Source organism: Nonomuraea sp. WAC 01424 (genome assembly GCF_003947315.1).
Taxonomy (GTDB): Bacteria; Actinomycetota; Actinomycetes; order Streptosporangiales; family Streptosporangiaceae; genus Nonomuraea; species Nonomuraea spiralis.
Genome location: NZ_QHHZ01000006.1, coordinates 285,198 through 308,783 on the forward strand (window position 1 = coordinate 285,198; position 23,586 = coordinate 308,783).

Annotated in this window: 25 protein-coding genes; 8 read left to right on the top strand and 17 right to left on the bottom strand. The window is 71.7% G+C overall.

The window, feature by feature from the left end; translation table 11 throughout:
- Positions 1-2: 2 nt before the first annotated feature.
- Positions 3-2,312 (bottom strand): polysaccharide lyase 8 family protein, encoded by a 2,310-nt coding sequence (locus tag DMB42_RS18705; protein ID WP_125636228.1) that lies wholly within the window; start codon positions 2,310-2,312, stop codon positions 3-5.
- A 179-nt stretch (positions 2,313-2,491) separates the two neighbouring features.
- Between DMB42_RS18705 and DMB42_RS18710 the strand changes: the two genes are divergently transcribed.
- Positions 2,492-2,722: a DUF6289 family protein gene (locus DMB42_RS18710; RefSeq protein WP_125636230.1), complete on the top strand. Its 231-nt coding sequence runs from the start codon at positions 2,492-2,494 to the stop codon at positions 2,720-2,722.
- A gap of 10 nt (positions 2,723-2,732) precedes the next feature.
- Here DMB42_RS18710 and DMB42_RS18715 read toward each other — a convergent pair whose 3' ends face one another.
- From DMB42_RS18715 to DMB42_RS18725, 3 genes are read right to left on the bottom strand one after another with little or no spacing between them, the layout of a single operon-like run.
- Positions 2,733-3,779, bottom strand: coding sequence for a hypothetical protein (locus DMB42_RS18715; RefSeq protein WP_260477796.1), 1,047 nt, complete (start codon positions 3,777-3,779; stop codon positions 2,733-2,735).
- A gap of 42 nt (positions 3,780-3,821) precedes the next feature.
- Positions 3,822-4,826, bottom strand: a complete 1,005-nt coding sequence (locus tag DMB42_RS18720; RefSeq protein ID WP_125636234.1) for an NAD(P)-dependent alcohol dehydrogenase — start codon at positions 4,824-4,826, stop codon at positions 3,822-3,824.
- 11 nt (positions 4,827-4,837) lie between these two features.
- Positions 4,838-5,224 (bottom strand): nuclear transport factor 2 family protein, encoded by a 387-nt coding sequence (locus tag DMB42_RS18725; protein WP_125636236.1) that lies wholly within the window; start codon positions 5,222-5,224, stop codon positions 4,838-4,840.
- A gap of 92 nt (positions 5,225-5,316) precedes the next feature.
- Here DMB42_RS18725 and DMB42_RS18730 point away from each other — a divergent pair, with 92 nt between their 5' ends.
- On the top strand, positions 5,317-5,880 hold the full coding sequence (locus tag DMB42_RS18730) for a TetR/AcrR family transcriptional regulator (protein WP_125636238.1): 564 nt from the start codon (positions 5,317-5,319) through the stop codon (positions 5,878-5,880).
- Between the two features lie 27 nt (positions 5,881-5,907).
- Here DMB42_RS18730 and DMB42_RS18735 read toward each other — a convergent pair whose 3' ends face one another.
- The 6 genes from DMB42_RS18735 to DMB42_RS18760 form a co-directional block, all read right to left on the bottom strand.
- Complete coding sequence (locus tag DMB42_RS18735; RefSeq protein WP_125636240.1) at positions 5,908-6,111, bottom strand: hypothetical protein; 204 nt, start codon at positions 6,109-6,111, stop codon at positions 5,908-5,910.
- A 251-nt stretch (positions 6,112-6,362) separates the two neighbouring features.
- A complete protein-coding gene (locus tag DMB42_RS18740; protein ID WP_125636242.1) occupies positions 6,363-6,569 on the bottom strand; it encodes a hypothetical protein in 207 nt (68 codons plus the stop codon).
- Positions 6,570-6,650: 81 nt separating this feature from the next.
- Positions 6,651-8,654: a sensor histidine kinase gene (locus tag DMB42_RS18745; protein ID WP_125636244.1), complete on the bottom strand. Its 2,004-nt coding sequence runs from the start codon at positions 8,652-8,654 to the stop codon at positions 6,651-6,653.
- A 71-nt stretch (positions 8,655-8,725) separates the two neighbouring features.
- Positions 8,726-9,091 carry a hypothetical protein gene (locus DMB42_RS18750; protein ID WP_125636246.1) on the bottom strand — a complete coding sequence of 122 codons (366 nt, stop codon included), beginning with the start codon at positions 9,089-9,091 and terminating at the stop codon, positions 8,726-8,728.
- Between the two features lie 80 nt (positions 9,092-9,171).
- The gene (locus DMB42_RS18755; RefSeq protein ID WP_125636248.1) at positions 9,172-10,062 is read right to left on the bottom strand and encodes a TIGR03620 family F420-dependent LLM class oxidoreductase; all 891 of its coding nucleotides are present in this window, start codon (positions 10,060-10,062) and stop codon (positions 9,172-9,174) included.
- A gap of 103 nt (positions 10,063-10,165) precedes the next feature.
- Positions 10,166-10,498, bottom strand: coding sequence for a helix-turn-helix transcriptional regulator (locus tag DMB42_RS18760; protein WP_125636250.1), 333 nt, complete (start codon positions 10,496-10,498; stop codon positions 10,166-10,168).
- Positions 10,499-10,583: 85 nt separating this feature from the next.
- Here DMB42_RS18760 and DMB42_RS18765 point away from each other — a divergent pair, with 85 nt between their 5' ends.
- From DMB42_RS18765 to DMB42_RS18775, 3 genes are all read left to right on the top strand, one after another.
- The gene (locus DMB42_RS18765; RefSeq protein WP_125636251.1) at positions 10,584-11,453 is read left to right on the top strand and encodes a phosphotransferase family protein; all 870 of its coding nucleotides are present in this window, start codon (positions 10,584-10,586) and stop codon (positions 11,451-11,453) included.
- A gap of 273 nt (positions 11,454-11,726) precedes the next feature.
- Complete coding sequence (locus tag DMB42_RS18770) at positions 11,727-12,950, top strand: cytochrome P450 (protein ID WP_125636252.1); 1,224 nt, start codon at positions 11,727-11,729, stop codon at positions 12,948-12,950.
- Positions 12,951-13,021: 71 nt separating this feature from the next.
- Positions 13,022-13,684: a TetR/AcrR family transcriptional regulator gene (locus DMB42_RS18775; protein WP_125636253.1), complete on the top strand. Its 663-nt coding sequence runs from the start codon at positions 13,022-13,024 to the stop codon at positions 13,682-13,684.
- On the opposite strand, the gene DMB42_RS18780 is transcribed toward DMB42_RS18775, so the two are convergent.
- Together DMB42_RS18780 and DMB42_RS18785 are read right to left on the bottom strand one after the other, a co-directional pair.
- Complete coding sequence (locus DMB42_RS18780) at positions 13,681-14,283, bottom strand: phospholipase (protein WP_260477769.1); 603 nt, start codon at positions 14,281-14,283, stop codon at positions 13,681-13,683. The two genes, DMB42_RS18775 and DMB42_RS18780, sit on opposite strands and share 4 nt — an antisense overlap.
- Before the next feature lie 227 nt (positions 14,284-14,510).
- The gene (locus DMB42_RS18785; protein ID WP_125636255.1) at positions 14,511-15,038 is read right to left on the bottom strand and encodes a hypothetical protein; all 528 of its coding nucleotides are present in this window, start codon (positions 15,036-15,038) and stop codon (positions 14,511-14,513) included.
- A 665-nt stretch (positions 15,039-15,703) separates the two neighbouring features.
- Between DMB42_RS18785 and DMB42_RS55040 the strand changes: the two genes are divergently transcribed.
- Positions 15,704-15,838: a hypothetical protein gene (locus DMB42_RS55040; protein ID WP_260477770.1), complete on the top strand. Its 135-nt coding sequence runs from the start codon at positions 15,704-15,706 to the stop codon at positions 15,836-15,838.
- Positions 15,839-15,905: 67 nt separating this feature from the next.
- On the opposite strand, the gene DMB42_RS18790 is transcribed toward DMB42_RS55040, so the two are convergent.
- The 5 genes from DMB42_RS18790 to DMB42_RS18810 all read right to left on the bottom strand — a co-directional run bounded on the left by DMB42_RS18790 (position 15,906) and on the right by DMB42_RS18810 (position 20,653).
- On the bottom strand, positions 15,906-16,094 hold the full coding sequence (locus tag DMB42_RS18790) for a DUF5708 family protein (RefSeq protein WP_125636256.1): 189 nt from the start codon (positions 16,092-16,094) through the stop codon (positions 15,906-15,908).
- Between the two features lie 128 nt (positions 16,095-16,222).
- Positions 16,223-16,645, bottom strand: a complete 423-nt coding sequence (locus DMB42_RS18795; RefSeq protein WP_125636257.1) for a hypothetical protein — start codon at positions 16,643-16,645, stop codon at positions 16,223-16,225.
- A 77-nt stretch (positions 16,646-16,722) separates the two neighbouring features.
- A complete protein-coding gene (locus DMB42_RS18800; protein ID WP_125636258.1) occupies positions 16,723-17,964 on the bottom strand; it encodes an alpha/beta hydrolase family protein in 1,242 nt (413 codons plus the stop codon).
- A gap of 138 nt (positions 17,965-18,102) precedes the next feature.
- Positions 18,103-19,716 carry a sulfatase gene (locus DMB42_RS18805; protein WP_185844732.1) on the bottom strand — a complete coding sequence of 538 codons (1,614 nt, stop codon included), beginning with the start codon at positions 19,714-19,716 and terminating at the stop codon, positions 18,103-18,105.
- 352 nt (positions 19,717-20,068) lie between these two features.
- The gene (locus DMB42_RS18810; RefSeq protein ID WP_125636260.1) at positions 20,069-20,653 is read right to left on the bottom strand and encodes a TetR/AcrR family transcriptional regulator; all 585 of its coding nucleotides are present in this window, start codon (positions 20,651-20,653) and stop codon (positions 20,069-20,071) included.
- Between the two features lie 93 nt (positions 20,654-20,746).
- Between DMB42_RS18810 and DMB42_RS18815 the strand changes: the two genes are divergently transcribed.
- Both DMB42_RS18815 and DMB42_RS18820 read left to right on the top strand, forming a co-directional pair.
- Entirely contained in the window at positions 20,747-21,157 is a 411-nt protein-coding gene (locus DMB42_RS18815; RefSeq protein ID WP_125636261.1) for an organic hydroperoxide resistance protein, read from the top strand.
- A gap of 73 nt (positions 21,158-21,230) precedes the next feature.
- Complete coding sequence (locus DMB42_RS18820; protein WP_125636262.1) at positions 21,231-23,474, top strand: immune inhibitor A domain-containing protein; 2,244 nt, start codon at positions 21,231-21,233, stop codon at positions 23,472-23,474.
- Positions 23,475-23,586: the final 112 nt, after the last annotated feature.

Consider the following 23,586-nt stretch of genomic DNA (forward strand, 5'->3'; position numbering starts at 1 on the left):
GTTCAGACCCGTACCACCGCCGTACGGGCGTGGCCGCGGCTGCCGCCGACCTCGACCTTGACCGCCCGCTTGGACCTGCGTACGCCGCGGTCGGCTTCCTTGACCGACCTGACCGGCCAGGGCAGCCTGATCCGCACCTCGTCGGCGGTCCTGGACGGGTCGGAGACGGCGAGTCGTACCCGATGCCCGTCGCGGCGGGCCAGCAGCGTGCACGGGCCGTCGGCGGTGAGCCGGCCGTGCGCGGTCTCGACGCTGCCCGCGCGCCAGAAGACGGCGGCGATCAGGTCGTCGCGGGAGACGGCCTGCACCGTACGGTTGTTGGCGAGGACCTTGACCCGCCCGGCGTAGGCCGCGGTCTGCGTGGCGGAGGCGTCGGGCAGCACGGCGTAGGCGTAGCGGGACCTGCGCGGATCGACGCCGTGGTCGACGATGATCGTGGTGTAGTGCCTGCTGACGGGGGTCGTGTCGCCTCCGGTGGTGGCGCCGGTGTCGATGTCCCGCCAGCGGCCGGTGCGCCGCTCGCGCACCACCTTCGCCTCGGCGCCGGCGAGCAGCGCGTACCCGGCCACGCCGTCCAGGTGGATCCAGCCGTCGCCCCGGGTCAGCGGCGGATGGGCGCCGTGGGTGTTGCGGTTCTCCACGACGGTCTCGACGCGGCGGCCGTCGGAGGCGGTGATGCCGGCGCCGAGGGCGATCACCGCGTCGTCGAGCAGGAACCACGCCTTCCTGGCCCGCAGCGAGGAGCCGTCGGCGATCAGCTTCATGGCCGCCACGCCGTACTCGCCGTCGAGCGCCACGCCGCCCGCCCACGGGGTGGGCGGCAGGCGGCGCTTGCCGTGGGGGAGGTCGGCGCGTCCGCGCGTGTCGACCGTGGTGCCCGGCAGCCGGTACGGGTCGATCGTCGGCCACAGGTCGTCGTTCCAGTGGGTCAGGTCGCCGCCGGTGTAGAGGTAGGTCATGCCGTCGCCGGTGTACCAGCCGTGCAGGTTCTCCTGGTTCATGGCCTCGGCGGCGCCGATGCGCTCCGAGCTCATCGCGATCGCGTACGCCCAGGTGGGACGGCGGTGCACGACCCGGTCCATGTCGGCGAAGACGTACGTGCCGGTCATGCGCGGGCCCACCGGCACCGACGGGTCCGCCAGCAGGGCCTCGGCCCGCGCGCCGCCCGCCAGCGGCGCGACCGTGTCGTACGGCACGTCCCGGTTGCGGGTCAGCCAGCCCTTCACCAGCGGACCCCAGCGCCGGGCATGGCGTTCGGGCGCCGCCTCCAGCAGCGTGAGGATGGCCTCGACCGCCTTCTGCCCCGAGTGGTAGTCGCGGTGGCCCTGCACCGAGATCTGCCGCCCGCGTACGCAGTCCATCATCAGCCCGTCGAAGATGAACGGCATGAACGAACGGTCCACGATGTCGTAGACGTTCCCGATCCGCTTGATCTCCCACGGCGATCTGGCCAGCATGGCGATCAGCTTGGCCACGCTCTCCAGGTAGTCCACGCCGTAGCTGCCGTTGTAGGGGTACAGGTCGTGTTGGATGAACGAGCCGTCCCGGTAGAAGCCGTCGCCCGGCCCGCCGGTGCGCCGCAGCAGGTCGGAGACCGCGTTCCTGGCCCGCCTGACCAGCCGGGCGTCATGGGTGAGCAGCCCGCGCATCGCCACCGCCATGGCCTTGCTCGCCCGGTTCGCGCCGGTCTCGACCACGCCGGGATGGCTGACGCGGCGCTCGGGGTCGGGGCACCAGTGGCGCAGCGGGCGCAGCCAGCGGCGCAGGCGGTCCTGGGGGAGGCCGTCGTAGAGCAGGGCGCAGGTGTCGGTCAGCGCCCGGGGGACGCCGATCTCCCACCAGTACCAGTTGCTGCCCCGGCGGTCGAGGCCCTCGCGGTAGGCGTGCTCGTACAGGAAGTCGAGCGCCCCGGCGGCGGTCTCGGCGACCCGCGGGTCGCGGTGCATGGAGGTGCCGGGCGTGGCCCAGCCCAGCGCGAGCGCGCGCATGCGGTTGTAGGCGCGGTTGAAGTTACCCGTACGGGGGTCGTCGAGCGGCAGGTCGGGCCACAGGCTGGGGCGGCCGGCGACCGGGTTCATCTTGCGCAGCACCGCGTTGGCCGAACCCTCGACCGCCCGCGTCTTCTCCAGGTAGGCGGGATCGTACGAGCCGCCGGCCAGCAGGCTCACCCATCGCTCGCGCGCGGCGTCGAACGCGGCCGCCCCACCGGCCCCGACCGCGCCGGCCGCCTCGGCCGGTCGCTCCCACGCGGCGAGTCCGGCCACGGCCGCGGCCCCCAGCAGGGCGGACCGGCGGCTGAGGGGGTGGGTCATGGAAGCCTTTCGACAAACGGGCGATTACCAGATGGAAAGATCCTATGTCGGGAGCAAGGTCGATCTTTTCGCCTCCGCGACGGTACCCGGCATCGACCGTATTGAACTGTATTGCTCTGTTCGCTCCGGTGATCGACCATCAAGGGCAATAGCGCTACCTCGCGTCAGGAAGGATCTCCATGATTCGCCGCGCATCGCTGGCCGTCCTGCTCGCCCTCGGCACCCTCACCGTCATCGGCTCGCCCGCGCAGGCCCGCGCCTGCCAGATCGACTACCACTGCGAGACGTACTACTACAGCGACTCCAGCCGCACCACGCTGGTCGGGGTCAAGTACGAGAACTGCGTCGGCGACGAGACGTGGGTGGGCACCCGCGGCTCGTACCCGGAGTTCTACGAGACCCCCTGCTGACCCGCCGCCCCTAGAGGCTGCTGTACGGGCGTTCGCTCACCCTGTCGTGGATCGCGCGCAACCACGGCTCCCGCACGGCCGGCAACCGCGCCAGAGCATCGAGGAACACGTCCGGGTCAGGCCGGAAGGCACACCAGGGCGACAACGGCGGCGGGTCGTCCCGCCGGACACCGGCAGGCATCCCGGCCGCCGCCGGGACGAGCCGCCGTTCGTCGTGGAAGGCCATGTGCAGCCACACGCCGGCGGCCAGCGGCACCACCGCCTCCGCGTCGTCGCACGGCCAGACCTCGCCCGTCTGCGGATGCCTCGGGACCAGGGCGACGTCTCGGCCGCCGCCGGGCAGACCGGGCCCGGCCAGGGTGAGGCGCCGGCTCGGCGGGCCTGGTGAGAGCAGTTTGTCGAGCGTGGGGCGGAAGGCCATGGCGACCGGTCCTTCGGGGACGGCGATCCGCCCGCCGCCCGACAGCGCCAGTACTTGGGCCAGCGCCACCGCGGCCGCCGCCTCCCAGCGCGGGCTCCACGTGCCGGGATGGTCGACGGGAGGAGTGGCCGGCCACTCCTCCCGCAGGTCCGTCCAGGCGAGTGCGACGTGGGCGGGGCCCTCCACGCTGACCGGGCGTACGGCGCGCGGGTTCAGCCACACCACCTGCCAGCGACCGCAGTCGTCCACGCGGGCCGCCACCGGGCGCCCGCATCCGGCGCACGCCAGGTTGGGGCCGCCCCCGTCGTCCAGGCCGCAACAGGCGCCCCCGCACGCCTCCAGGATGTGGACGGTCCCGCGCAGGTCGCCCGGCGCGATCCCGACCGTTCCCCGGGGGCCGTACGACAAGGAGCGCACCTGCACGTACACGCCGCGGGCCGCCGCCGCGTCCGCGCCGATCTCGGCCCACGACAACCAGGGCGGCCCCTCCGGTTCGTCCCGGATCGTGTACGTGCCGGGCTCCAGGAGGGCGGGGAGCAGGCCGTAGCCGTGGCGCTGGTCGGCGTGGTCGGGGAAGTCGACCCGCGACACCCTCGCGGTCAGGACGGCACCACATCCCGCGCATGCGAACACCACCAAGCGGCTCTCCCGGCAGGACGGCTCTCTTCCGGCGGCGGTTCAGACCGTGATCACGATCTTGCCGAACGCCTGGCCCGAAGCGTAGTGGTGATAGGCGTCGGGGGCGTGCTCGAAGGCGAAGACGCTGTCGATGACCGGGCGCAGCCGGTGGGCCTCGATGAGCTCGTTCATGGTCACGAACTGGGCGCGGCTGCCGACGGCGATGCCGCGGACCGTGGCGCCCGACCTGAAGATCGCCCTCGGGTCGAGGGGCGGCGGGTCCCCGGCGACGAACCCGACGCTGGCCACCTGGCCCGCGATCGAGGTCGCCTCCAGCGACCGTCCGAGGTCGCCGGCGACGTCGATGACGTGCTCGGCGCCCTGTCCCAAGGTCAGCTCGCGGACTTTGGACGGCCAGTCAGGGGTGGCGCGATAGTCGACGACGTCGTCGGCGCCCAGCTCGGCCAGGCGCTCGGCCTTGGCCGGGCTGCCGGTCGTGGCGATCACACGGGCGCCGAGCGCCTTGGCGAACTGCAGCGCGAACAGCGACACCCCGCCGGTGCCCTGGGTGACGACGGTCTGGCCCGGCAGGGGGCCGGAGCCGTGGCCGGTCAGGGCGTTCCACGCGGTGACCGCGGCGCAGGGGAGCGTGGCGGCCTCCTCGTACGACAGGTGGTCGGGGATCGGTACGAGGGCCTGTTCGTCGAGCAGCGCGTACTCGGTGAGCAGGCCGTCGAGGGAGCCGCCGAGCTGGGGGAGGTGCTGGACGCCGAAGGGGCCGTCCTGCCAGCTCGGGAACAGGGTGGCGGTGACCCGGTCGCCGACCCTGGCGGCGGTGACGCCGGGGCCGAGTGCCACGACCTCGCCGGCGCCGTCGGAGATCGGCACCACGTCCGGCTTGACGGGGAGCACGTAGTCGCCGCGCAGGATCATCAGCTCGCGGAAGCTGAGGGAGGTGGCGCGTACGGCGACGAGCACCTGCCCGGGGCCAGGCTGGGGGACGGGGTGTTCCTTGATCGACAGGCCGGCGATCCCGGCCCCGCTGTCGACGTGGTAGCTGCGCATGACGTCCTTCTTCAGTTGTCGGTGGCCAGCGGAACTTCGCCGGCGGTCTTGCTGTAGCCGAGCGCCTCGACGATCTGCCCGTCGCGGACGCGCATGACGTTCACCCCGCTGACCCAGTCGGAGGGGCCGGGTCCGTAGTGGTAGTGCCACTGGATCGTGGCCCGGTCGCCGGCGACGATGACCTCCTGCGGCTCGAACCGGCTGGTGCGGTCGTCCACGAGCGCACCCCACCAGTCCAGGCACGCCTGGCGGCCGACGACGCGCTCCCCGGTGGGGGCCGGCTGCACGGACTCCATCACGCAGTCCTCGCCGACCACATCGGTGAGCAGGTCGCGGTCACGCTCGACGAAGGCGCGGTTGAAACGGTCGATGACGTCGGCGGTGGGCGCGAAAGACATGATCACTCCGAGAAGTTCGTTGGTAGATCGATCGGTCTATCTATGTATATCGACCGGTTGATCTACTCGTCAACCCGTGGCAGTCTGAGGTCATGAGTGTTCGTACGGGACCCGGCCCTCGGGAGCGCCTGCTGGAGGCCGCCGACCGGCTGATCTACAGCCATGGCGTGAACATCGGCGTCGACGCGCTGCTCAAGGCCGCCAACGTGGCCAGACGATCCCTGTACGAGCACTTCGGCGGCAAGGACGGCCTGATCGTCGAGGTGCTGAGGTCAGCGGCGGAGGCCGACGCCGCCGACTACGTGCGCACCATGGACGCCGCCGGCCGCGACCCGCGCGAACGCCTGCTGGCCGTCTTCGACCGGATCGGCGAGATCGTCGTGCTGCCCGGCTTCCACGGTTGCCGCTACCTGGCCGCCGACCTGGGGCTGGCCGACCCCGGCCATCCCGCGCACGAGATCACCCGCGACTACCGGCAGCGCGTGCACGACCTGCTGGAACGCGAGCTGACCGCGCTCGGCCACCCGCGCCCCGGCCACGCCGCCGACCAGCTCCTCATCCTCATCGACGGCACCCTCGCCGTGGGCGCGACCCGCCCCGGCACCGCCCCGGGCGCCGCCGCCCGCGAGCTGGCCGAACACGTCATCGCCCCCTGACGGGCGCCGGGCGGGTGCGGAGAGCGGCTACCGGGCCGCCACGGTCAGGCTGGTGCACGGAGTGCCGGCCTCGGGGCCGAGCAGGTCGAGCGCGAACCCGTCCGCGGTCCGGCGGCCCCGCAGCCGCGCCGGCTGACCGCAGAACAGCGGCCTGTTGTTCCGATGTCCCACCCGCGTCACCCGCTCGGCCCGCCCCTCCAGCCGGAGCGTCTCGGCCAGGGCGAGCGTCATGAGCGGCCCGTGCACCACCAGGCCGCCGGGCCGCTGGGCGCGACGGCCTCCCGGTAGATCAGGTCCTGCCGTTCCTCCAGCCGGGGCGGCCGTCCTGGGCGGTCAGCCGGGTGCGTACGACGACCACGAACATCCGTCGCGGCAGATCGACGGGCGGCAGGAACGGGCCGCGTACCGTATGCCCTCGACCACCATCCGCCCACGGTACGCCTCGACCGTGTCGGGATCGCCCCGGGGGGAAGGGGCGATCGTCAGCGGACGGCGATGATGCCACTCGGGAGCAGCGCGCCGAGGGTGGTCGTGTCGTTGAGGATGTTGAGCATGTCCAGCACCGGCTGCACCACCGCGCCGACGGGCCCGCCGGCGGCGATCGAGTCGGCGGAGGCCGGAGTGGTGAGGACGGTGGTCAGCAGAGCGCCCCCGGCGAGGGTGCAGGCAATACGGCCCATGAGCTTCATGGACACCTCCGTGAGAGTTACCAAGAGTGATCGTCTAGCACCTTACGTGATCGAAGGCCGGACACCCGGTAAGGCACACGGTCAGGCGGGCTGGACGGGAATCATGACCTCGACCGTCGTGCCCGCGTCCGGGGCGCCCGTGACCAGGCAGATCCCGCCCAGCTCGGCCGTACGCTCGCGCATCGAGGCCAGGCCGACGCCCGGACGGTGGCCAGGGGGCAGGCCCACGCCGTCGTCGGCGACGAGCAGGCGCAGCGCCCCGGGATCGCGGCGCAGCTCGACGCGGACGCGGGTGGCGCGCGCGTGCCGCCGGACGTTCGTCAGCGCCTCCTGCGCGATCCGGTAGACGGCCACCTCGACGGCGGCGGGCAGGCCGGTCAGGTCACCCTCGGTGACCATTACGGCGGCCGAACCGTCCGGCCCGGCCAGCGCCCGTACGGCGGCGGCCAGGCCCAGGTCGTCCAGGGCGGGCGGGCGCAGGCCGTAGACGAGCTGCCGCAGGTCGCCCGTGACCGCGTCCATGCCGGTACGCAGCTCGCCCAGCAGCCCGTCGGCCGCCTCGGGAGAGGTTCGCAGGCTGAGCCGGGCCATGTTGACGGTCATGGCCAGGCCGCTGAGCGTCTGGCCGAGGCCGTCGTGCAGGTCGCGGCGCAGCCTCCGGCGTTCCTCCTCGCGGGCGGCCAGCAGACGTTCGCGGGAACGTTGCAGGTCGGCCGCCATGCGCACGGCGTGGGCCACGTCGGCCGCGTACGGGACCAGCGTGTCCAGCACCCGCTCGTCGTGCGCGGCCGGGAAGCGGCGCGGGGCGGGCGGGCCGATCAGCAGCCGCCCCACCCACTCGCCGTGCCAGACCAGGGGCACCTCGCGGGGGCGGTCGCCGGCCTGCTCGCGGTCCGCGCTCGCCACGATGACCGGGTGGCCGGGCTCGCCGCTGGTCACCTCCACCGCGACACCCTGCACCGCCAGGCCCTCGCGCAGCACGCCGACCACCGCCGCCAGCGCCTGGCCGGGATCGCCCCGGCGTACTTCCTGGGCCAGCCGCTCGGCCAGGTCGCGCGGATCGCCCACCGAACCGTAGAGCAGCCGGTCGACGGCGCGTTGCAGCGTCCGGCGCAACGGCTGGAAGAACGCGCCCGTGAGCAGCGCGGAGGCGAGCCCGGCGACCTGGTGGTACCCCGCCACGACCAGGCTCGACAGCGTGGCCATCCCGAAGTAGACCCCGCCGATCACGGCCAGCAGCCCGGCGGCGACGAACGTCCGGCTGACGACGGTGTCGATCCCGTAGAGCTGGTGGCGGGTCACCGAGAACACCAGCGCGACCGGGATGAGCGCCGCCCAGACGATCGACAACCAGGTCAGCTCCAGCGCGACGACGCCCACGAGCATGAACACGATGTACCCGCCGAAGGCGAACAGCGGCCAGCCGATCTGCCGCCGGCCCACCGGATCGGCCCGGCGGAAACGCAGCAGCAACGACCAGGCGGCCAGCGGCAGCGTCGCGAGGATGCCGGTCCAGGCCACCGGCGAGACCACCGGCCAGTACGGCGCCAGCTCCGGGATCTCCAGCGGGTTGTGGATGACCGCGGGCAGCGGGTAACCCTCGGCCGGCGGGTCGGGCCGGACGAACATGTGGGTCAGCTCGACCGCCGTGGACACCACGCCCAGCAGCACCACGGCCCGCCAGCGCCGCGACGGCAGCCTGCCGTCGGGGGAGTAGAGCGGCAACAACATCTCCAGCATCAGCCCGGACACCGCCCAGCCGATGTGGGCGGGGAACCGTACGAGCCCGGCCAGCTCGATGTTCCCGTCCGCCGCGGCGGACAACATCGCCGCCTGGCAGAAGGTGTTGACCGCGCCGCCGACACCGCCCGCGCACATCAGCCACGCCAGCCTGAGCCCGGGCCGGTGCGCGATGAGGAACGCGGCGAACGCCGGGAACGTGGCCCCCGCCGCCGCCAGCGGCGTGAAGATCTCCGGGACCTGCCACTCGGCGGGAAGCGCGGCGTAGAGCAGTATCGCCGCGAGCACGAGCACCGGCGAGATCACGGCCAGGACGACGGCGACCACCCGGGTTGCCCACGCCATCCGTCCCCGCCTTCCGGCTGCCGTTCCCGCCCGACCCTAGCGTGCCCGCCGGGCGTCGGCTATGACGCCGATCACCGCAGGGCCCGCAGCAACTCGGCCCGGTCGAGGTGCTCGACCTCCCACGTACGGGATCGCAGGGTGCCCCGATGGCGGTAGGCGCGCATGATCGCGACGTGTTCGCGCAGCCGTACGAACCCGTGCAGATCCTCCTCGCGCCGCCACACCGACAGCGAACCGACGCGGCGGCCGGGGACGTCGGCCCAGAGCCACATGCCGACCGCGCCGGGCAGCTCCGGCCAGTGGCGGCTCAGTGAACGGCCGTGCCGGACGATGCCGGGCAGGTCGAGCAGCCGCCGCATGCGGAAGTCCGTCAGGGCGGCCACCAGCGGCCCGGGGCTGCGGCTCTCGGGGCCGGCGATCCAGCGGGAGGTCAGCATGGGCGTGCGTCCGGCCGTCCGGCGGGCGTCTCTTGAGTCATGCCGCACAAACTATATTAACGACCGATCGGTTGCATACTTCAGGAGGTCCGGCCGGGCGACAGCGCGGCGGCGAGCTCGCGCCATTGGGGCATCGCCGTCCCGCCCGGCTCGATCCCGATCACCTGGACGGCGACGTGGTCGGCCCCCGCCTCGACGTGGCCGCGGAGCCTGCCCGCAATGGTGTCCAGGTCGCCCCAGAAGACCAGGTCGTCCACCAGGCGGTCGCTGCCGCCGCCGGCGATCTCCTCCTCCGCGTATCCCAGCCGCCGGAACTTCGCCACGTTGTACGGCGTGCTCAGGTAGGGGCGCAGGTGCTCCCGTGCGACGGCCCGCGCCACGGCGGGGTCGGTCTCGAACAACACTGGATGCTCGACCGCCAGGAACGCGTCCCGGCCGAGGAGGTCCCGCGACTCGGCCGTGTGCGCCACGTTGACGTGGTAGGTCTGGGCGCCGGCGGCCCGGTCGCGGGCCAGTTCGAGCATCTTGGGCCCGTACGCGGCCAGGATGCGCCGCACCCCGGACGCGGGCGCCGGGTTGGGCGTCTCCAGCTCGTCCATCTCGTCCAGGTAGGCGCGCATGGCCGCCAGCGGTGTCGTCCCCGGGCGGGGCTCGCCGCCGAATCCCAGGCCGAGCAGGTGCCGGTCGGGGTAGCCGGCGGCCAGCAGCAGCGCGGCGCCGTACGTCCACTTCGCCGCGCGGGCCCAGATCTGGGCGATGCCGTTCACGACGTGCATGCGCCGCGTGGCCGACAACAGGAAACCGGCGTGCGTGAGCGCCTCGCGTCCGAGCAGCTCGGGCACCCAGAACGCCCGCCAGCCCAGCTCCTCCAGCTCCTGGATCGACTCGCGCATCCGCGCGGCCGGCTGGTGTTCGAAGTCGAACGTGTAGATCCCGAACGTGCCGAGATCCAGGCCGTCGATGGTGGCCATGGGAGGTCCCCTCGTCATCTGTCGATCATTAGTGACATAGACATATCGCAAAATGTCGATACGATACAAGTCGAGGGTCCCGCCGGCCGGCCGGTCGCCGCCTCTACAGGGTGTGGCCGAGCGTGGCGACGAGTTGCGCGATGCGCCGTTCGTCGCGCTTGTAGTGGGTCCACTTGCCGACGCGGGTGGCCCGTACCAGCCCGGCGCGCTGCAACTCGCCCAGGTACGCCGACACCGTCGACTGCGCCAGCCCCACCCTGGCCTGGATGTGGGTCACGCACACCCCGACCTCCACCGGGTCGGCGATCGCCCCCTCCAGGGAGAAGTTCCGCTCCGGCTCCCGCAACCACGACAGCAGTTGCAGGCGTGTGGGGTTCGCCAGCGCGCGCAGGGCGTCGGACAGCTCGGAATCGGTCATGAGTGAGGACTCCGTCATGGATGCGATCATAGGGAGTCATCGACGCATCGCAGTAATCCGATGCGTATCGGTTCATGATGGTCCGAGCCTTCTGGGAGTCCGAATGAGCGACCACACCTCCGCGTCCGGCCTTGAACCTGGTGAGCGGGCGTTGCTGGAGCGGGTGGCGCCCGGTCTCGGGGATGGCGGGCCGGTCGTCCGGGAGGGGCAGTTCCACCGGGTGGTGGTCGGGCCGGATCGGGTGGTGTGCCTGCCGCGTACCCGGGCGGCGGCCGTACGGTTGCCGCGGCGGGCCGCCGTGCTGCGTGTGCTCGCCGGGCTCGATCTCGGGTTCCGTACGCCTCTGCCGCTGTCGGAGGGCACGGGGGAGCCGCCGTACCTGGTGCTCACCCGTGTGCCCGGGGCGCCGTTGGAGCCGTACGAGGTGGCCGACCCCCGGGTGGCCGACGCGGCGGCGGCGCAGTACGCCGCGCTGCTGGCCGGGCTCGCCGCGGCGGGCGCGGACGAGCGGGCCCGCGCGGCCCTGTCCGCGCCGCGCGACCAGTGGCGGCGGTTCGCGGCGGAGGTCCGCGCCGACCTGTTCGCCCTCATGTCGCCGGACGGACGCCGTCGCGCCGAACGGGAACTCGCCGCGCTCGACGATCTTCCGTACGTCGCCGAGGCCGTGGTGCACGGCGACCTCGGGCCCGAGAACGTCCTGTGGGAGTACGAGGACGGCCTGCCCCGGCTCGCCGGCGTGATCGACTGGGACGAGGTGACGATCGGCGACCCGGCCGAGGACCTGGCGGCCCTGGAAGCCGGGTACGGCGGGGACTTCCTGGCCCGCGTACTGGCGCGGACGGCCTCCGCGGACGCCGCCCTGGCCGCCCGCGTCACCGCCATCCGCCACACCTTCGCCCTGCAACAGGCCCTGTCCGCCCACCACGACGGCGACGCGGAAGAACTGGCGGACGGCCTCACCGGCTACCGCTGACCCCACCCCCGCGGCGGCGGCAAGAGCGGCAGTCGCGCCGCGGGCTCTCCCGAACCCGCGCCGCGGGCTCTACCCGGACCGGGGCCGCGGGCTTTCCTCAACGGGTCGAGCTTTCTTCAAGGGGTCGTAATCCCCGCTGACCAGCACACCCTTCACTTCGTCATGCCCAGGTAGATCCCCAAACCCAAAGTAATCCATCCAGTCAAGGCGATTGCCTTAAATAAGGCGATCGCCTTATATTTCGAAGTGTCGGGCTTTCAAGCTGGAGGACGCATGACTGCAGAAGCGATCCCCGATTTCCCCTTCGACCGCCCCACGGCGCTGGAACCGCCACCACAACTCGCCGACCTGCGGGCGAAATGCCCCGTGTCCCACGTACGGCTGCCCAGCGGCGACGTGGCGACCCTCGTGACCAGGTACGACGACGCCCGCGCCGTGCTGGCCGACCCGCGCTTCAGCCGCAACCTCGCCCGCGACGGCGCCGCCCGGCTGTCCACCACCGAGGACGGCGGCCTGTTCAGCCGGAGCAAGGAAGGCGCCGGCGACATCAACGAGGGCGAGGGCCACATGCGCTGGCGGCGGCTGCTGAGCCGCTGGTTCACCGCGCGCAAGATGGAGGTGTGGCGCTCCCGGGTCGAGGTCATGGCCGAGGACCTGCTGGACGACATGCTGGCCAAGGGCTCCCCGGGCAACCTGTCGTCCGGTCTGGCCCTGCCGCTCCCGGTACGCGTCATCTGCGCCCTGGTCGGCGCGCCGAGCGAGGACCAGGACAAGTTCGCGCACTGGTCGCGCACGATGCTGACGCTGACGCGCAACACGCAGGAGGAGGTCGACGCGGCCTACCGGGAGTTCAACGCGTACGTGTCGGACCTGGTCGACCGCAACCGCGCGAACCCCGGCGACGACCTGCTCAGCGAGCTGACCCAGATCAGCGACGCCGAGGACGGCAGGCTCAGCCAGGCCGAGCTCATCGCCACCGTACGCGGGCTGCTGCTGGCCGGCCACGAGACCACGTCCAACATGATCGCGATCATGACGGCGATGTTGCTCTCCGACCGGCGGCGCTACGAGGCCGTGATCGACGACCCCGACCTGATCCCCGGCACGGTGGAGGAGGTCCTGCGGCTGGACAGCACGTTGTCGGCGATCGGCGGCGTGCCCCGGTTCATCACCGAGGACGTCGAGCTGGGCGAGGTCACCGTGCCCGCCGGCAGCACGCTGATCCCCAACGTCCCCGCCGCGAACCGCGACCCGGCCAAGTTCACCGATCCCGACCGGTTCGACCCGCGGCGGGACAACGGCAGCCAGCACCTCACCTTCGGCGCCGGCCGCCACTACTGCCTCGGCCAGCCGCTGGCCAGGGTGGAGCTTCAGGTCGTCCTGGGCCTGCTGACACGCCGCCTGCCCGACCTGCGGCTGCGTGACGCTCCCGAGGACCTGCGGCTGCGTACGGGTGGTCTGTCGGGCGGCCTTCAGGATGTCTGGGTCACCTGGTGACCTTCTGTCCCCTTCCAGCGGCATGGGATACTCGCTCGGGGACGGTGGTGTAGACAAGATCGAGGACGGTCATGGACGTCAGTACGGCGGTCGCCGCGCCGCCTGCCCGCTCGACCCGCGTCAAGGACAAGATCATGGCGACCGCGGAGCGGCTCTACGCCGAGCACGGCTTCGCGAACGTGTCGATCAGGATGATCCGCGAGGCGGCCGGCCAGCGGAACAAGTCCGCCGTCCAATACCACTTCAGCACCCGTGACGAGCTGATCCAGGCGATCCTGTCCCGGCACGCGGCCGCCATCGACCTGCACCGCCTGCCGATGGTGGCCGCGCTGGAGGCGTCCGGCGAGGTGACGTTGCGCGACTGGATCACGTGCGCCATCGCGCCGAGCATCGAGCACCACATCGAGCTGGGCACCCCGTCCTGGTACGGACGGTTCCTCGCCCAGGCCGTCGTGGAGCCCACCTTCCGCGAGTACGCGGCACAGGCGACGCTGAGCACGCCCTCGTTCCGCCGCCTGGAGCTCCTGCGCCCGCCGTCCATGCGGGACCGGGCGCTGGAGTTGTCCGAGCGGCAGGCGGCCATGATCCGGCTGCTTGTCGTGCACATGAGCGCCGAGCTGGAGGCCGACCTGGCCGCCGGCCGTGCCGCCGCCTCCCCCGAGCAGGCGTGGCGCTCGCTGGGGGACAACCTGATCACCGCCGTGTGCGGGCTCAGCAGCGCCCTGCTGCCCTAGAAGAAGTTCAGCGCCGCGTTCAGCACGTCGTCGATCGGCAGGCTGTTGGGCCGCAGATTGACGTCCGGCAGGTCTTCGTCCGGGATGTCGTCCTCGCGTGCGTCGTCGTTCGGCCGGGGCCTGTTCCGTACGTCCCGGACCTCGTCGTCGCTGACGCGGGGGGCGCCGAACCGGCGGACCGCGTGGTAGTACATCAGGGCCAGGGCCTCGCAGCTCGGACGGCGGAAGAAGGAGTACTGGGCGCACACCTGCTGCAGGTCGAAGTAGAGCGCCTGGTCGATGCGCTCCTTGTTCGCACGGAACTCGTGCACGGCCTGGTAGTTCCGGTAGCCGAAGTCGTGCCGCCGGCACGCCAGCCGGAAGTCGAAGCCGAGCGGCTCGTCCGGGCTGCTCGAACAGCCGTCGCTGGACCAGTCGAAGCCGAAGTCCGCCCACGACCGCCGGTCCTTCCAGGCGTCCCGCCAGGAGGCGGCGCTGGCCGCGGTGGGCTGGGTGAGCCCGGCGAGCGCGGAGAGCTTCTCCTCCCGCGTCCCCGCGTGGGCCGGCGTTGCGATCGCCAGGGCGGCGACCAGAGAGAGCGCGAGCGGGACCGGTGCCACGAGAGCCCGTCTGACCATGGGAAACCTGCCTGTCTCGACCGGGACGGGAAATGTCATGGCCAGATTCACCCGCGACCCCGCCGACGGCCCGGATCTGCGGGAAAACCAGCGGCAAAATCCTGGCCGTTTTCCCGGTGCGGGCCCCACTTTCAGCAACACAAGCAGATGAGCCCGACATCACCTCCTTTATCGGCTTTGAGCCGTGTTCATGGTGATTCGCGGGCGGGTTATCGCGGGCCGTCCGCCCGGTTCATCTCCTCCGCCCGTGCCAGGGCCTCCGCCAGGGGTGGGACGTCCCAGACCGCGCGTTCGGCGTCCGTCGTGACGGGGTCGACGCGGTAGAGGGACCAGTGGCCGCCCGTGTCGACGTACTGGGTGCCGTACCGCTGGGGCAGGCCCATGTGCAGCAACCATCGATCGAGGGCCGCCGCCGCGCTCCGCCGGGCCGGCCGGCAACCTGCGTCGGCCGCCCGCCGCGACAACTCGAACGCCAGGTGGTAGTGCTCGGCCAGTCCGCCGTGCTGCATCACCATGGCCAGGTGGTAGTAGTCGCCCGGCGACCTGACCTCGCCGGCCGCGAACTTCTCCATGCACCGCGCCCGCCGGGCCAGGTCGCGCCCGCCGCCGCCGTCCCTGAGCACGCCGTCGCGCCGGTCGTCCTGGTCCCGTTCGAACAGCTCGCGCAGCTCTGGATCGCCGGGCGCCTCGCGGTCGGGGTCCGCGAGCTTGGCGAGGATTTCCGGAAGGCTGAACATTTCGCCGCGCGGCGCGGCCCACCATCGGCGTGCCGCTCGCTCGCGGCCCTTTCCAGTACGGTTATCCGCCACGCCTGCCAGCGTGCCGGGACGGACCGAAGTACGCAAGACGGCAGCACGCCGCAATATAGGGAAAATGTAGGCCCGGCTCCCGTTGACGCATTTTGCGGCCGGGGCCATGATGGCCGCGAAAGGAGTGCCTCGACCTCCGCCTGAAATGAGGAATACGTGATCCGGTTTAAGGATGAAAATTATCGCCGCCCGCGCCACCCGGTCGAGGCGTCCGCCCCGCTGGTCGGCGGCAGGGGGTGAGCGGATGCCTCCCGCGCCGGACGGTGTGGCACTCATCGGCGCGCGCCGGATCGAGCCGGCCGCCGATTTCGTGCCGCACGAATTCAACCGGCCCGGAGTGGACGCGCCGACGGCCATTGACACGGGCCGCGCACATTGGTGTGGAATTCTAGAACGATCACGAAGAAGCGTTTCTCGGCGAGCCGTCAAAAGCGCACGGCAGTGCCGTCCGGCTCCTTTCCGGGCGGGCCCGGAGTGGAAATGGTTCGTACGCGATGGGGCGGCCCGCGAGTACGGGCCCGGCATTCCGCGTCCGCCGCTCGCCGGCGAGGGGGCGAGCGGCCCGCAGGGCGCGGCCGGGGCGGCGAGGCGGCATGCGTGACCTCGCCGCCCAGGCCGCCGACGCGCTGCGCGCCCTGGACGAGGCGCTGGTCGCGCTGCTGAAGGCGCTCCCGCCCGAGAACGCCGGCGCCCGCGCGGCGCTGCGGGCGGAACTCCCGGGGACGTGACCGTCTGCCACGCGTGCGGTGAGCTGGTGCTCTACATCATCGCCAGCAAGAAGCGCGCCGGCTGACCCTAGGCGTCGTCGCGGACGGTCTTGAGCACGCCGTACAGGATCTCCAGGCCGCCGAGGACCATCAGGACGACGCCGACCTTCGACGGCGTGACGATGAAGATCTCCTCGTCCAGGCCGAACAGCCAGAGCGCCAGGCCCGCCACGAAAGTGAGCGAGCCCGTGAGAAGCGTCTTGCGGGCAGAGGCCATCTTCGGTCCTTCCGGGCAGGTCATGGGGTCTGAGACGACCCTAGTGACGGCCCGGCGGCCGGAACTCCTGCCGGTTGACGAGATCGGGCTACATCCTTCGGCTGACGGCCCGAGGGCTCACGCGGCCGTCAGCCGCCCTGCGTGTAGATGGTCCGCCAGCGCGAGCACCTGCCGACCGGGCGCTTGGAGGTGCCCCGGCACACCTGCGCCCGGATCTGCAGCACCCCGCCGACGCCCTTCCGGAAGGAGCCCGTGCCCGGTACGCAGTTGTAGATCCCGAACGTCCGCCAGCGCCCGTTGCTCGCGCTCTGGTACCTGAGGACCACCCACGAGCAGCCCTTGCCGCGGTCGTCGTCGAGGTAGCCGGTCACGGCGAGCCCCGACTGGCCGGCGACGACCTTGCCCCGGGCGCTCGCCAGGCCGTCGGTGGAGTGCAGGGCGCCCCACCTCCAGCTCGCCGGATCGGCCGCGGCGGCGGTGCTGTGCGCGGCGAGCATGAGGACGGCGGCGCCCAGGGCGGCCAGGACTCGGGTCAGGCGATGGTTCGTCACCGGTCCAGGAGTACCGGCCGGTACTTGCGGGCGACTTGGAAGCGGGATGGGAACGGGAGACGGATGCGCAGGGGGCGTCAGAGGGCGGGGCAGCGGGCCGGGGCGGTGCCGTAGGCGTACTGGAGGAAGTCGACCAGGTAGGCCGGCCAGGCGTTCCAGTCGTGGCCGCCCTTCGTGTAGCAGTAGCGGTGGCCGACGCCGAGGCCGGTCAGCGTCGCGTCGAACTCGCTCGCGTACGCCCCGAGGATCGGCTCGTTGACGCCTCCGGCGTTGTCGCTCGCCCTGGTGTCGTAGCCGCACTCGGCGGGCGCGGGCTCGCTGCCCCCGGGAACGTGCGGGACGGTCGCGCAGCCGCCCGCGTAGAGGGCGAGGCGTCCGTCGTAGGGGGCGTACTTGCCCTGCGTGACCAGGTCGGCCGGGTTGGCCGCGGGCCAGTCGTCGACGGTCCGGCCGTGGAAGACGGTGGTGGTGTGCGGGCCGAACAGGGTGTCCAGGCGGTAGCGGCGCTGCACGTCCTGGTCGGGGACGGGCAGCGGGCTGCCGTTCTCGTACTTGTTGACCCGGAACTCGCCCAGGTCCGTCAGGTTGACGGCCGCGCCGGACTGCCACATCGAGTCGGAGATCGTGGCCTGGGCGGGCTTGGCGCGCAGGTCGATGCCCGGTGAGAAGGCGCCGATCACCGAGAACACGCCGGGGTGCGCGGCGGCGTACCTGAGCGTGCCGTAGCCGCCCATGGACAACCCCGCCAGGCCGCGTCCGGAGCGGTTGGCGACGGTGTTGAAGTTGGCGTCGATCCACGGGATGAGCTGGTTGATGTGGTACGTCTCCCACTTCGGCGCGAAATATCCGTCCGTACGGCCGGCCCAGTCCGCGTACCAGCCGGTCATCCCGCCAGTCGGCATCACCACGATGCCCTTGAAGGCGCCCGCGGTCCGGACGAGAGAGACGAGGTCGGCCTTGGTGGTCCACGAGTCGTAGTTGTCGCCGCCCCCGTTGATCAGGTAGAGCGCCGGGTACCGGGCGGCGCGCTGGGGGTCGTACCCCTTCGGGAGGTAGACGCGGACGGTGATCGGGCGCGACAGCGGGTTGATGACCGGCGTGCCGCCGGCCGCCTGGAAGATCGCGGTGGAGGTCATGGTGACGTCCCGCAGCTCAGAGCCGTCGCTCTGCGGGCGCCGCTGCACGTCGGCGCAGGTGATGCCGTAGCCGTCAGGGTGGGGGAGCACGGTCGCGCACGCGGCCGCCTCGGCGGGCGTCGCCGGCGCCGTCATCGCGCCCGTGATCAGCAGTAATCCGGCCAGGGTGGACGTGAACCGCATGGTTCTCCTTCGGTTCGGACTCCCGACCGTCCCAGGCTACGGACGGACCGGCGGTCGAGGCGTCAACCGCCGGTCCGAAGAGGGTCAACCTGCGGGGTACATCGGCCGCCGTACCCCGTCGTCCGTCCCGCCCGCGGCTCAGCGCAGGTGGGCGGCCGTCCAGCAGTCGGGCGCGCCGGGCCGGCCGCAGGTCGTCAGGCCCTGGAGGACCTTGGCCAGGTACGCCGTCCGGGTGTTGCCGGGGGCGTTGGACTCCTGGCGGGGGTCGGTGACGGTGTCGTAGTACTCGGGCTTCGGGTCGCCCTCGTACTCGACGTACAGCTCACCGGCCGTGCGTACGGCGTTGTACGTGGGCGGCTGCGCGTTGCCCTTCTTCAGCCGGTCGGCGTCGGGGTCGGGTTTGCCCGGCGTACGCGGATCCGGACGTACGTGCTCGACCAGGGCCGCCTGCCGCCAGTCCGTGACCTGCCGGCCCTCGATCAGGGGGAGCAGGCTGCGGCCGTCCCGGCTGTCGCGCGTCGCCGGGGCGATGCCGGCCATGTCGAGGAAGGTCGGGAACAGGTCCACGTTCTGGGCGATGGCGTTGCTCACCAGGCGGTCGTGTTGTCCCGTGGCCGGCCGCTTGACCAGCAGCGGGACCCGTACGTCGTGGTCGTAGGCGGTGGACTTGCCGCGTACCAGGCGGTGCTGGCCGAGGTGGAAGCCGTTGTCGCTGGCGAACACGACGTAGGTGTTGGCGCGCTCGCGCTCGGTCAGCGTGGACAGGACCCGTCCCACCATGTCGTCGACCGACTGGACCATGCGGATCCGGTCGCGGAAGTCCTCGCGCAGCTCCTTGACGCGCTTGGCGCCGATCGGCTCGCGGCGTACCCAGGAGGGTTTGTCGGCGGTGTCCTCGTCGAAGGCGGGCAGGGGGGTCACGTCGATGGTGTCGCAGTCGGGGCCGCCGCAGTCGCCGTGGGGGAACTCGCCGGCCGGGAACCGCTCCTTCGGCCGGTCGCGCGGCGCGGGCGGGAAGCGGGGCTCGGTGTCGCCGGGCTTGACGTCCACCCTGTTGTGCGGGGAGAAGGGGGACACCTGGAGGAAGAACGGGCGGCCGGGGGCGTACTCGCGGGATCGTTCGATGAAGGCGGTCGCGCGCCTGCCCAGCTCGTCCACCAGGTACGTGCCCTTGGAGGGGGTGATCGGCCGCCGGGCGCCCGACTTCTCCTTGATGTAGCGGGTGAGCTGGTACCTGAACTCGTTGTAGCCGCCGCCCGCGGAGACGTGCCATTCGTCCCAGCCGGGGGGCACCTGGTAGCCGGGGCGGGCGGGGTACTCGTTGATGTACTTGCCCAGGTACCCGGTCCGGTAGCCGGCCTCGTGGAGGGGGACGGCGTACGTCCGGCCCTCGTGCTTGGCGAACGCCTGGTAGCCGCCGCGGTCGTAGCCCTGGTTGGTCCGTACGCCGGTGTTGTGGGGGAACTGGCCGGTGAACATCGTGGCCCGGGAGGGGCAGCACAGGGAGTCGGACACGTAGTAGTCGGTGAACGTGGTGCCACCGTCGGCCAGGCCGCGGACCGTGTCCATGTAGGGGAGCAGGTCGGCCGACATGTCATCGACCAGGAAGAAGATGATGTTGGGCCGGGCGGGGGCGGTTGGGGCGGCCGGAGTGGCTGGAGCGGCCGGGGTGGCCGGGGTGGTGGCGGCGGTCGCGCCGGTCGTGCGGGAGGCGAGGAGCAGGGCGAGGACGACGGTCACCGCCACAGCCACGCTTCTCCTGATATTTCCGGACATCGACATGACTGCCTCGTTAGCGGTGGGGAGGGGAGGAATAGCGCTGCCAAGTAATACCAGACAAACCACCCACAAGACACAAAACCCCCACAATCCTTCAAGGCCATCCCCACCGCAGCCGCCGGATCCAGCCAGGCAAGGAAGAGGAAGGGCCTGGGCGAAAGAGGAAGGGCGACCCAGCAGGAGGGCCCAGCGGGAGGGGGCAGGGAATCCGGCCCTGGTTTACGCCAACCCCAACGCCAACCCCAACGCCAACCCCAACGCCGCCGACGTTGGCCCGGCCTCGGGGTGAGGGCCGGTGGCGGGGGTTGGGGGCGAGGTGGTGTGCTTAGGGGGTGGGGTTAGGGGTCAGGGTGCGGGTCAGGGTTTCTTTGACTGTGGCGCGGACGCGTGTCGGGTCGTCGAGGTCGAAGCCGACCACCAGGCCGTCCCTGATCAGGAGCAGGATGTCGGCGGTGCGCTCGGCGGCGGCGTGGCCGTCGGCGTCGAGGAGGTCGCGGTACAGGTCGCGGTTCCAGCGCCGGTGCTCGGCGATCGCCTCCCGTACGGGATGCGCCGGATCGGGGTACTCGGCCGCCGTGTTGACGAACGGGCACCCCCGGTACTGGGCGCTCGACCCGAACTCGCACATGAACGCGAAGATGGCCTCCAGCGTCTCCCGGGGCGAGGCCGCGTGGATCGTGGCGGCCATGGTCCGCTGCAGTGCGCTCTGCTCGGTGATGTACGCCCGGACGAGGTCGTCCTTGCTCGGGAAGTGGTGGTAGAAGGTCGCCTTGGCGACGCCCGCCTCCGCGATGATGCGGTCGATCCCCACCGAGTGCACGCCCTCCGCGTAGAACAGCCGCGCCGCGGTCTCCAGGACGCGGGCGCGCGCCGGGCTCGGACGGGGGTCCTTCGGGGTCGGTGCACTCACCCCTTGACGTTACCAGACAGACCTGTCTAGTCTCATGTCCAGCAGACCAGACAGACAGGTCTGTCTGGCTTACCGAAGAAGGGTTCACCGGACATGAGCATGTACACCGCCATCGCCACCTCCGCCGGCCGTGACGGGCGCGCGGTCTCCTCCGACGGCAGGCTGGACGTCAAGCTGGCCCTCCAGAAGGAGCTGGGCGGCGACGGCGAGGGCACCAACCCCGAGCAGCTCTTCGCCGCCGGCTACGCCGCCTGCTTCGCCTCCGCGATGCGGCTCGTGGCGGCACAGAGGCAGCTCGACGTCGCGGACGCGTCGGTCACGGCGGAGATCGGCCTCTCGCCCAACGGCGCCGGCGGCTTCCAGCTCGACGCCACGCTCCGCGTCGAACTGCCCGACGACATCGCGCCGGAGGCGGCCCGCGAGCTCGTCGAGGCCACCCACCAGGTCTGCCCCTACTCCAACGCCACCCGCGGCAACATCCCGGTCAATCTGATCGTCGAGTGACGACGGGCGCGTGCCCGAATGGAAGATCGTACGGGGGTAGAGGGCGGACTTGGAGTGTGACATGTTACATGCCATGCGAACCACTCTCTCCGCGGCGGCCGCCCTCGTGGCGTTCGCCGCGCTCGTCACCCCGCCCCTCACGCAGCCGGTCTCCGCCGCGACCGCGCAGGCGCCACCCGCCAAGAAGACGAGCCGGGAGATCTCCCCGCTCAGCCCGCAGCAACGCGAGCAGGCGGCACTGCGCAGGCAGGCCGTCGACGGCGTCTTATCCCCGGACGCGGCGGCGGCCAAGGCACGCACCGGCCGCTCGGTCAAGGTCGGCCACCGCTACGTCGAGCTCGCCCAGGAGCGCAAGGACCAGATCTTCGTCGTGCTGGCCGAGTTCGGCGACAAGGTCGACAACGAGACGAAGATCGACGGCCAGATCAAGTACGGCGGACAGCCCGGCCCCCGCCACAACGCGATCCCCGACCCGCGCGGCACCGACGACAACCACACCCTCTGGCGTCCGGACTTCAACCGCGCCTCCTACGCGAAGTCCTACTTCGCGACCGGCGGCAACTCGCTGCGCGACTACTACCGCCTCCAGTCCTCCGGCCGCTACGACATCGACGGCTACGTCAGCGACTGGGTACGCGTGCCGTACAACGAGGCCCGCTACGGCAGCGACCGGTGCGCCCCCGAAGAGGGTGGCATCTGCTGGAACAACTGGGACCTGGTACGCGACTCGGCCAACGCCTGGTACGACGCCGAGAAGGCCAAGGGCAAGACCGCGGAGCAGATCCGCGCCGAACTGGCCAAGTACGACGTCTGGGACCGCTACGACTACGACAACGACGGCGACTTCGACGAGCCCGACGGCTACCTCGACCACTACCAGGTCGTACACGCGGGTGTGGACGAGACGTGGGGCGGCGGCGCGCAGGGCGCGGACGCGGTCTGGGCCCACCGCTACTTCGCCTACTGGCCCGAGCGCGGCCAGACGGGCCCCGACGGCAACCGCAACGGCGGCACGCAGATCGGCGACACCGGCATCTGGATCGGCGACTACCTGACGGCCGGGGAGAACAGCGGCGTCGGCCTGACCGCCCACGAGTACGGCCACGACCTCGGCCTGCCGGACCTGTACTCGGGTGCGGGCGACAACGCGGTCAACTTCTGGTCGCTGATGTCGTCCGGGTCCTACCTGAGCTCGCGGACCGGGCCGCTGGGCGAGTACGCCGGCGACCTGGACGCCTGGAGCAAGCTCCAGCTCGGCTGGCTGTCCTACGACCGGGCGCGCGCGGCCACCCCGTCCACGCACACCCTGGGCGTCGGCTCCTACAACACCCGCGATCCGCAGGCGCTGGTGGTGGACCTGCCGCCGCGCGAGATCAGTACGCCGCTCGGCAGGCCGTACCAGGGGGAGTGGCAGTGGTGGAGCGGCAAGGGCGACAACCTTGAGCAGACGCTCACCCGGCAGATCGACCTCGGCCGGGCCACCGAGGCGACGCTCAAGGCGCACGCGGCCTACGCGATCGAGCAGGGCTACGACTACCTGTACGCCGAGGTCTCCCGTGACGGCGCGTCCTGGACGCCGGTCGGGCAGCCGCTCACCGGGCAGTCGGACTGGCGTGAGCTCAGCTACGACCTGAGCCCGTACGCGGGCGCCAAGATCTGGTTCCGCTTCCGTTACTCGACCGACTCCAACACCTCCGAGTCCGGCTTCCGGGTGGACGGCATCGAGGTGCCCGGCGTGTTCGCCGACGACGTCGAGCAGGGCGAGGGCGAGTGGACGGCGGTCGGGTTCGCGCGCAGCGGCGAGGTGGGCGTGCAGCGCTTCTCCCGCGCCTACCTCGCCGAGAACCGCCGGTACACCGGTTACAACGCCTACCTGCGGACCGGGCCGTACAACTTCGGGTGGACCGGCAGCCAGCGGGTCGAGCACTACCCGTACCAGCAGGGGGTGCTCATCTGGCTGTGGGACGCCTGGTACGGCGACAACACCACCCGCAACCACCCCGGCGAGGGCATGATCCTGCCCGTGGACGCCCGTCCGGAGCCGCTGCGCTGGACCAGCGGGACGGCCGCCGGGGCGCGGCTCCAGGTGTTCGACGCGCCGTTCGGCACCGAGCGTACGGACCGGCTGCGGCTGCACTCGGCGGGCGTGCCGGCCGTGTTCCCGGCCCGTCCGGGCATCCCGGTGTTCGACGACCGGCGTGGCGTCTACTGGAACCCCGACCTGCCCGAACTCGGGGTGAAGGTGCCTGACACCGGCACCCGGATCTCCGTCCTGCGCGACGGCGAGCGCGCGACGGTACGCGTCTCCGGATCCTGAGCCGAAAGGTGCGGCCTGCACGCGGTTCGCGTGCAGGCCGCACCTTTTGTGGGTTTATGACCGTTTTAGTCGGGTTAGTGCACTGTTGTGCTGTTGTAGTCGGTAGGGGAGG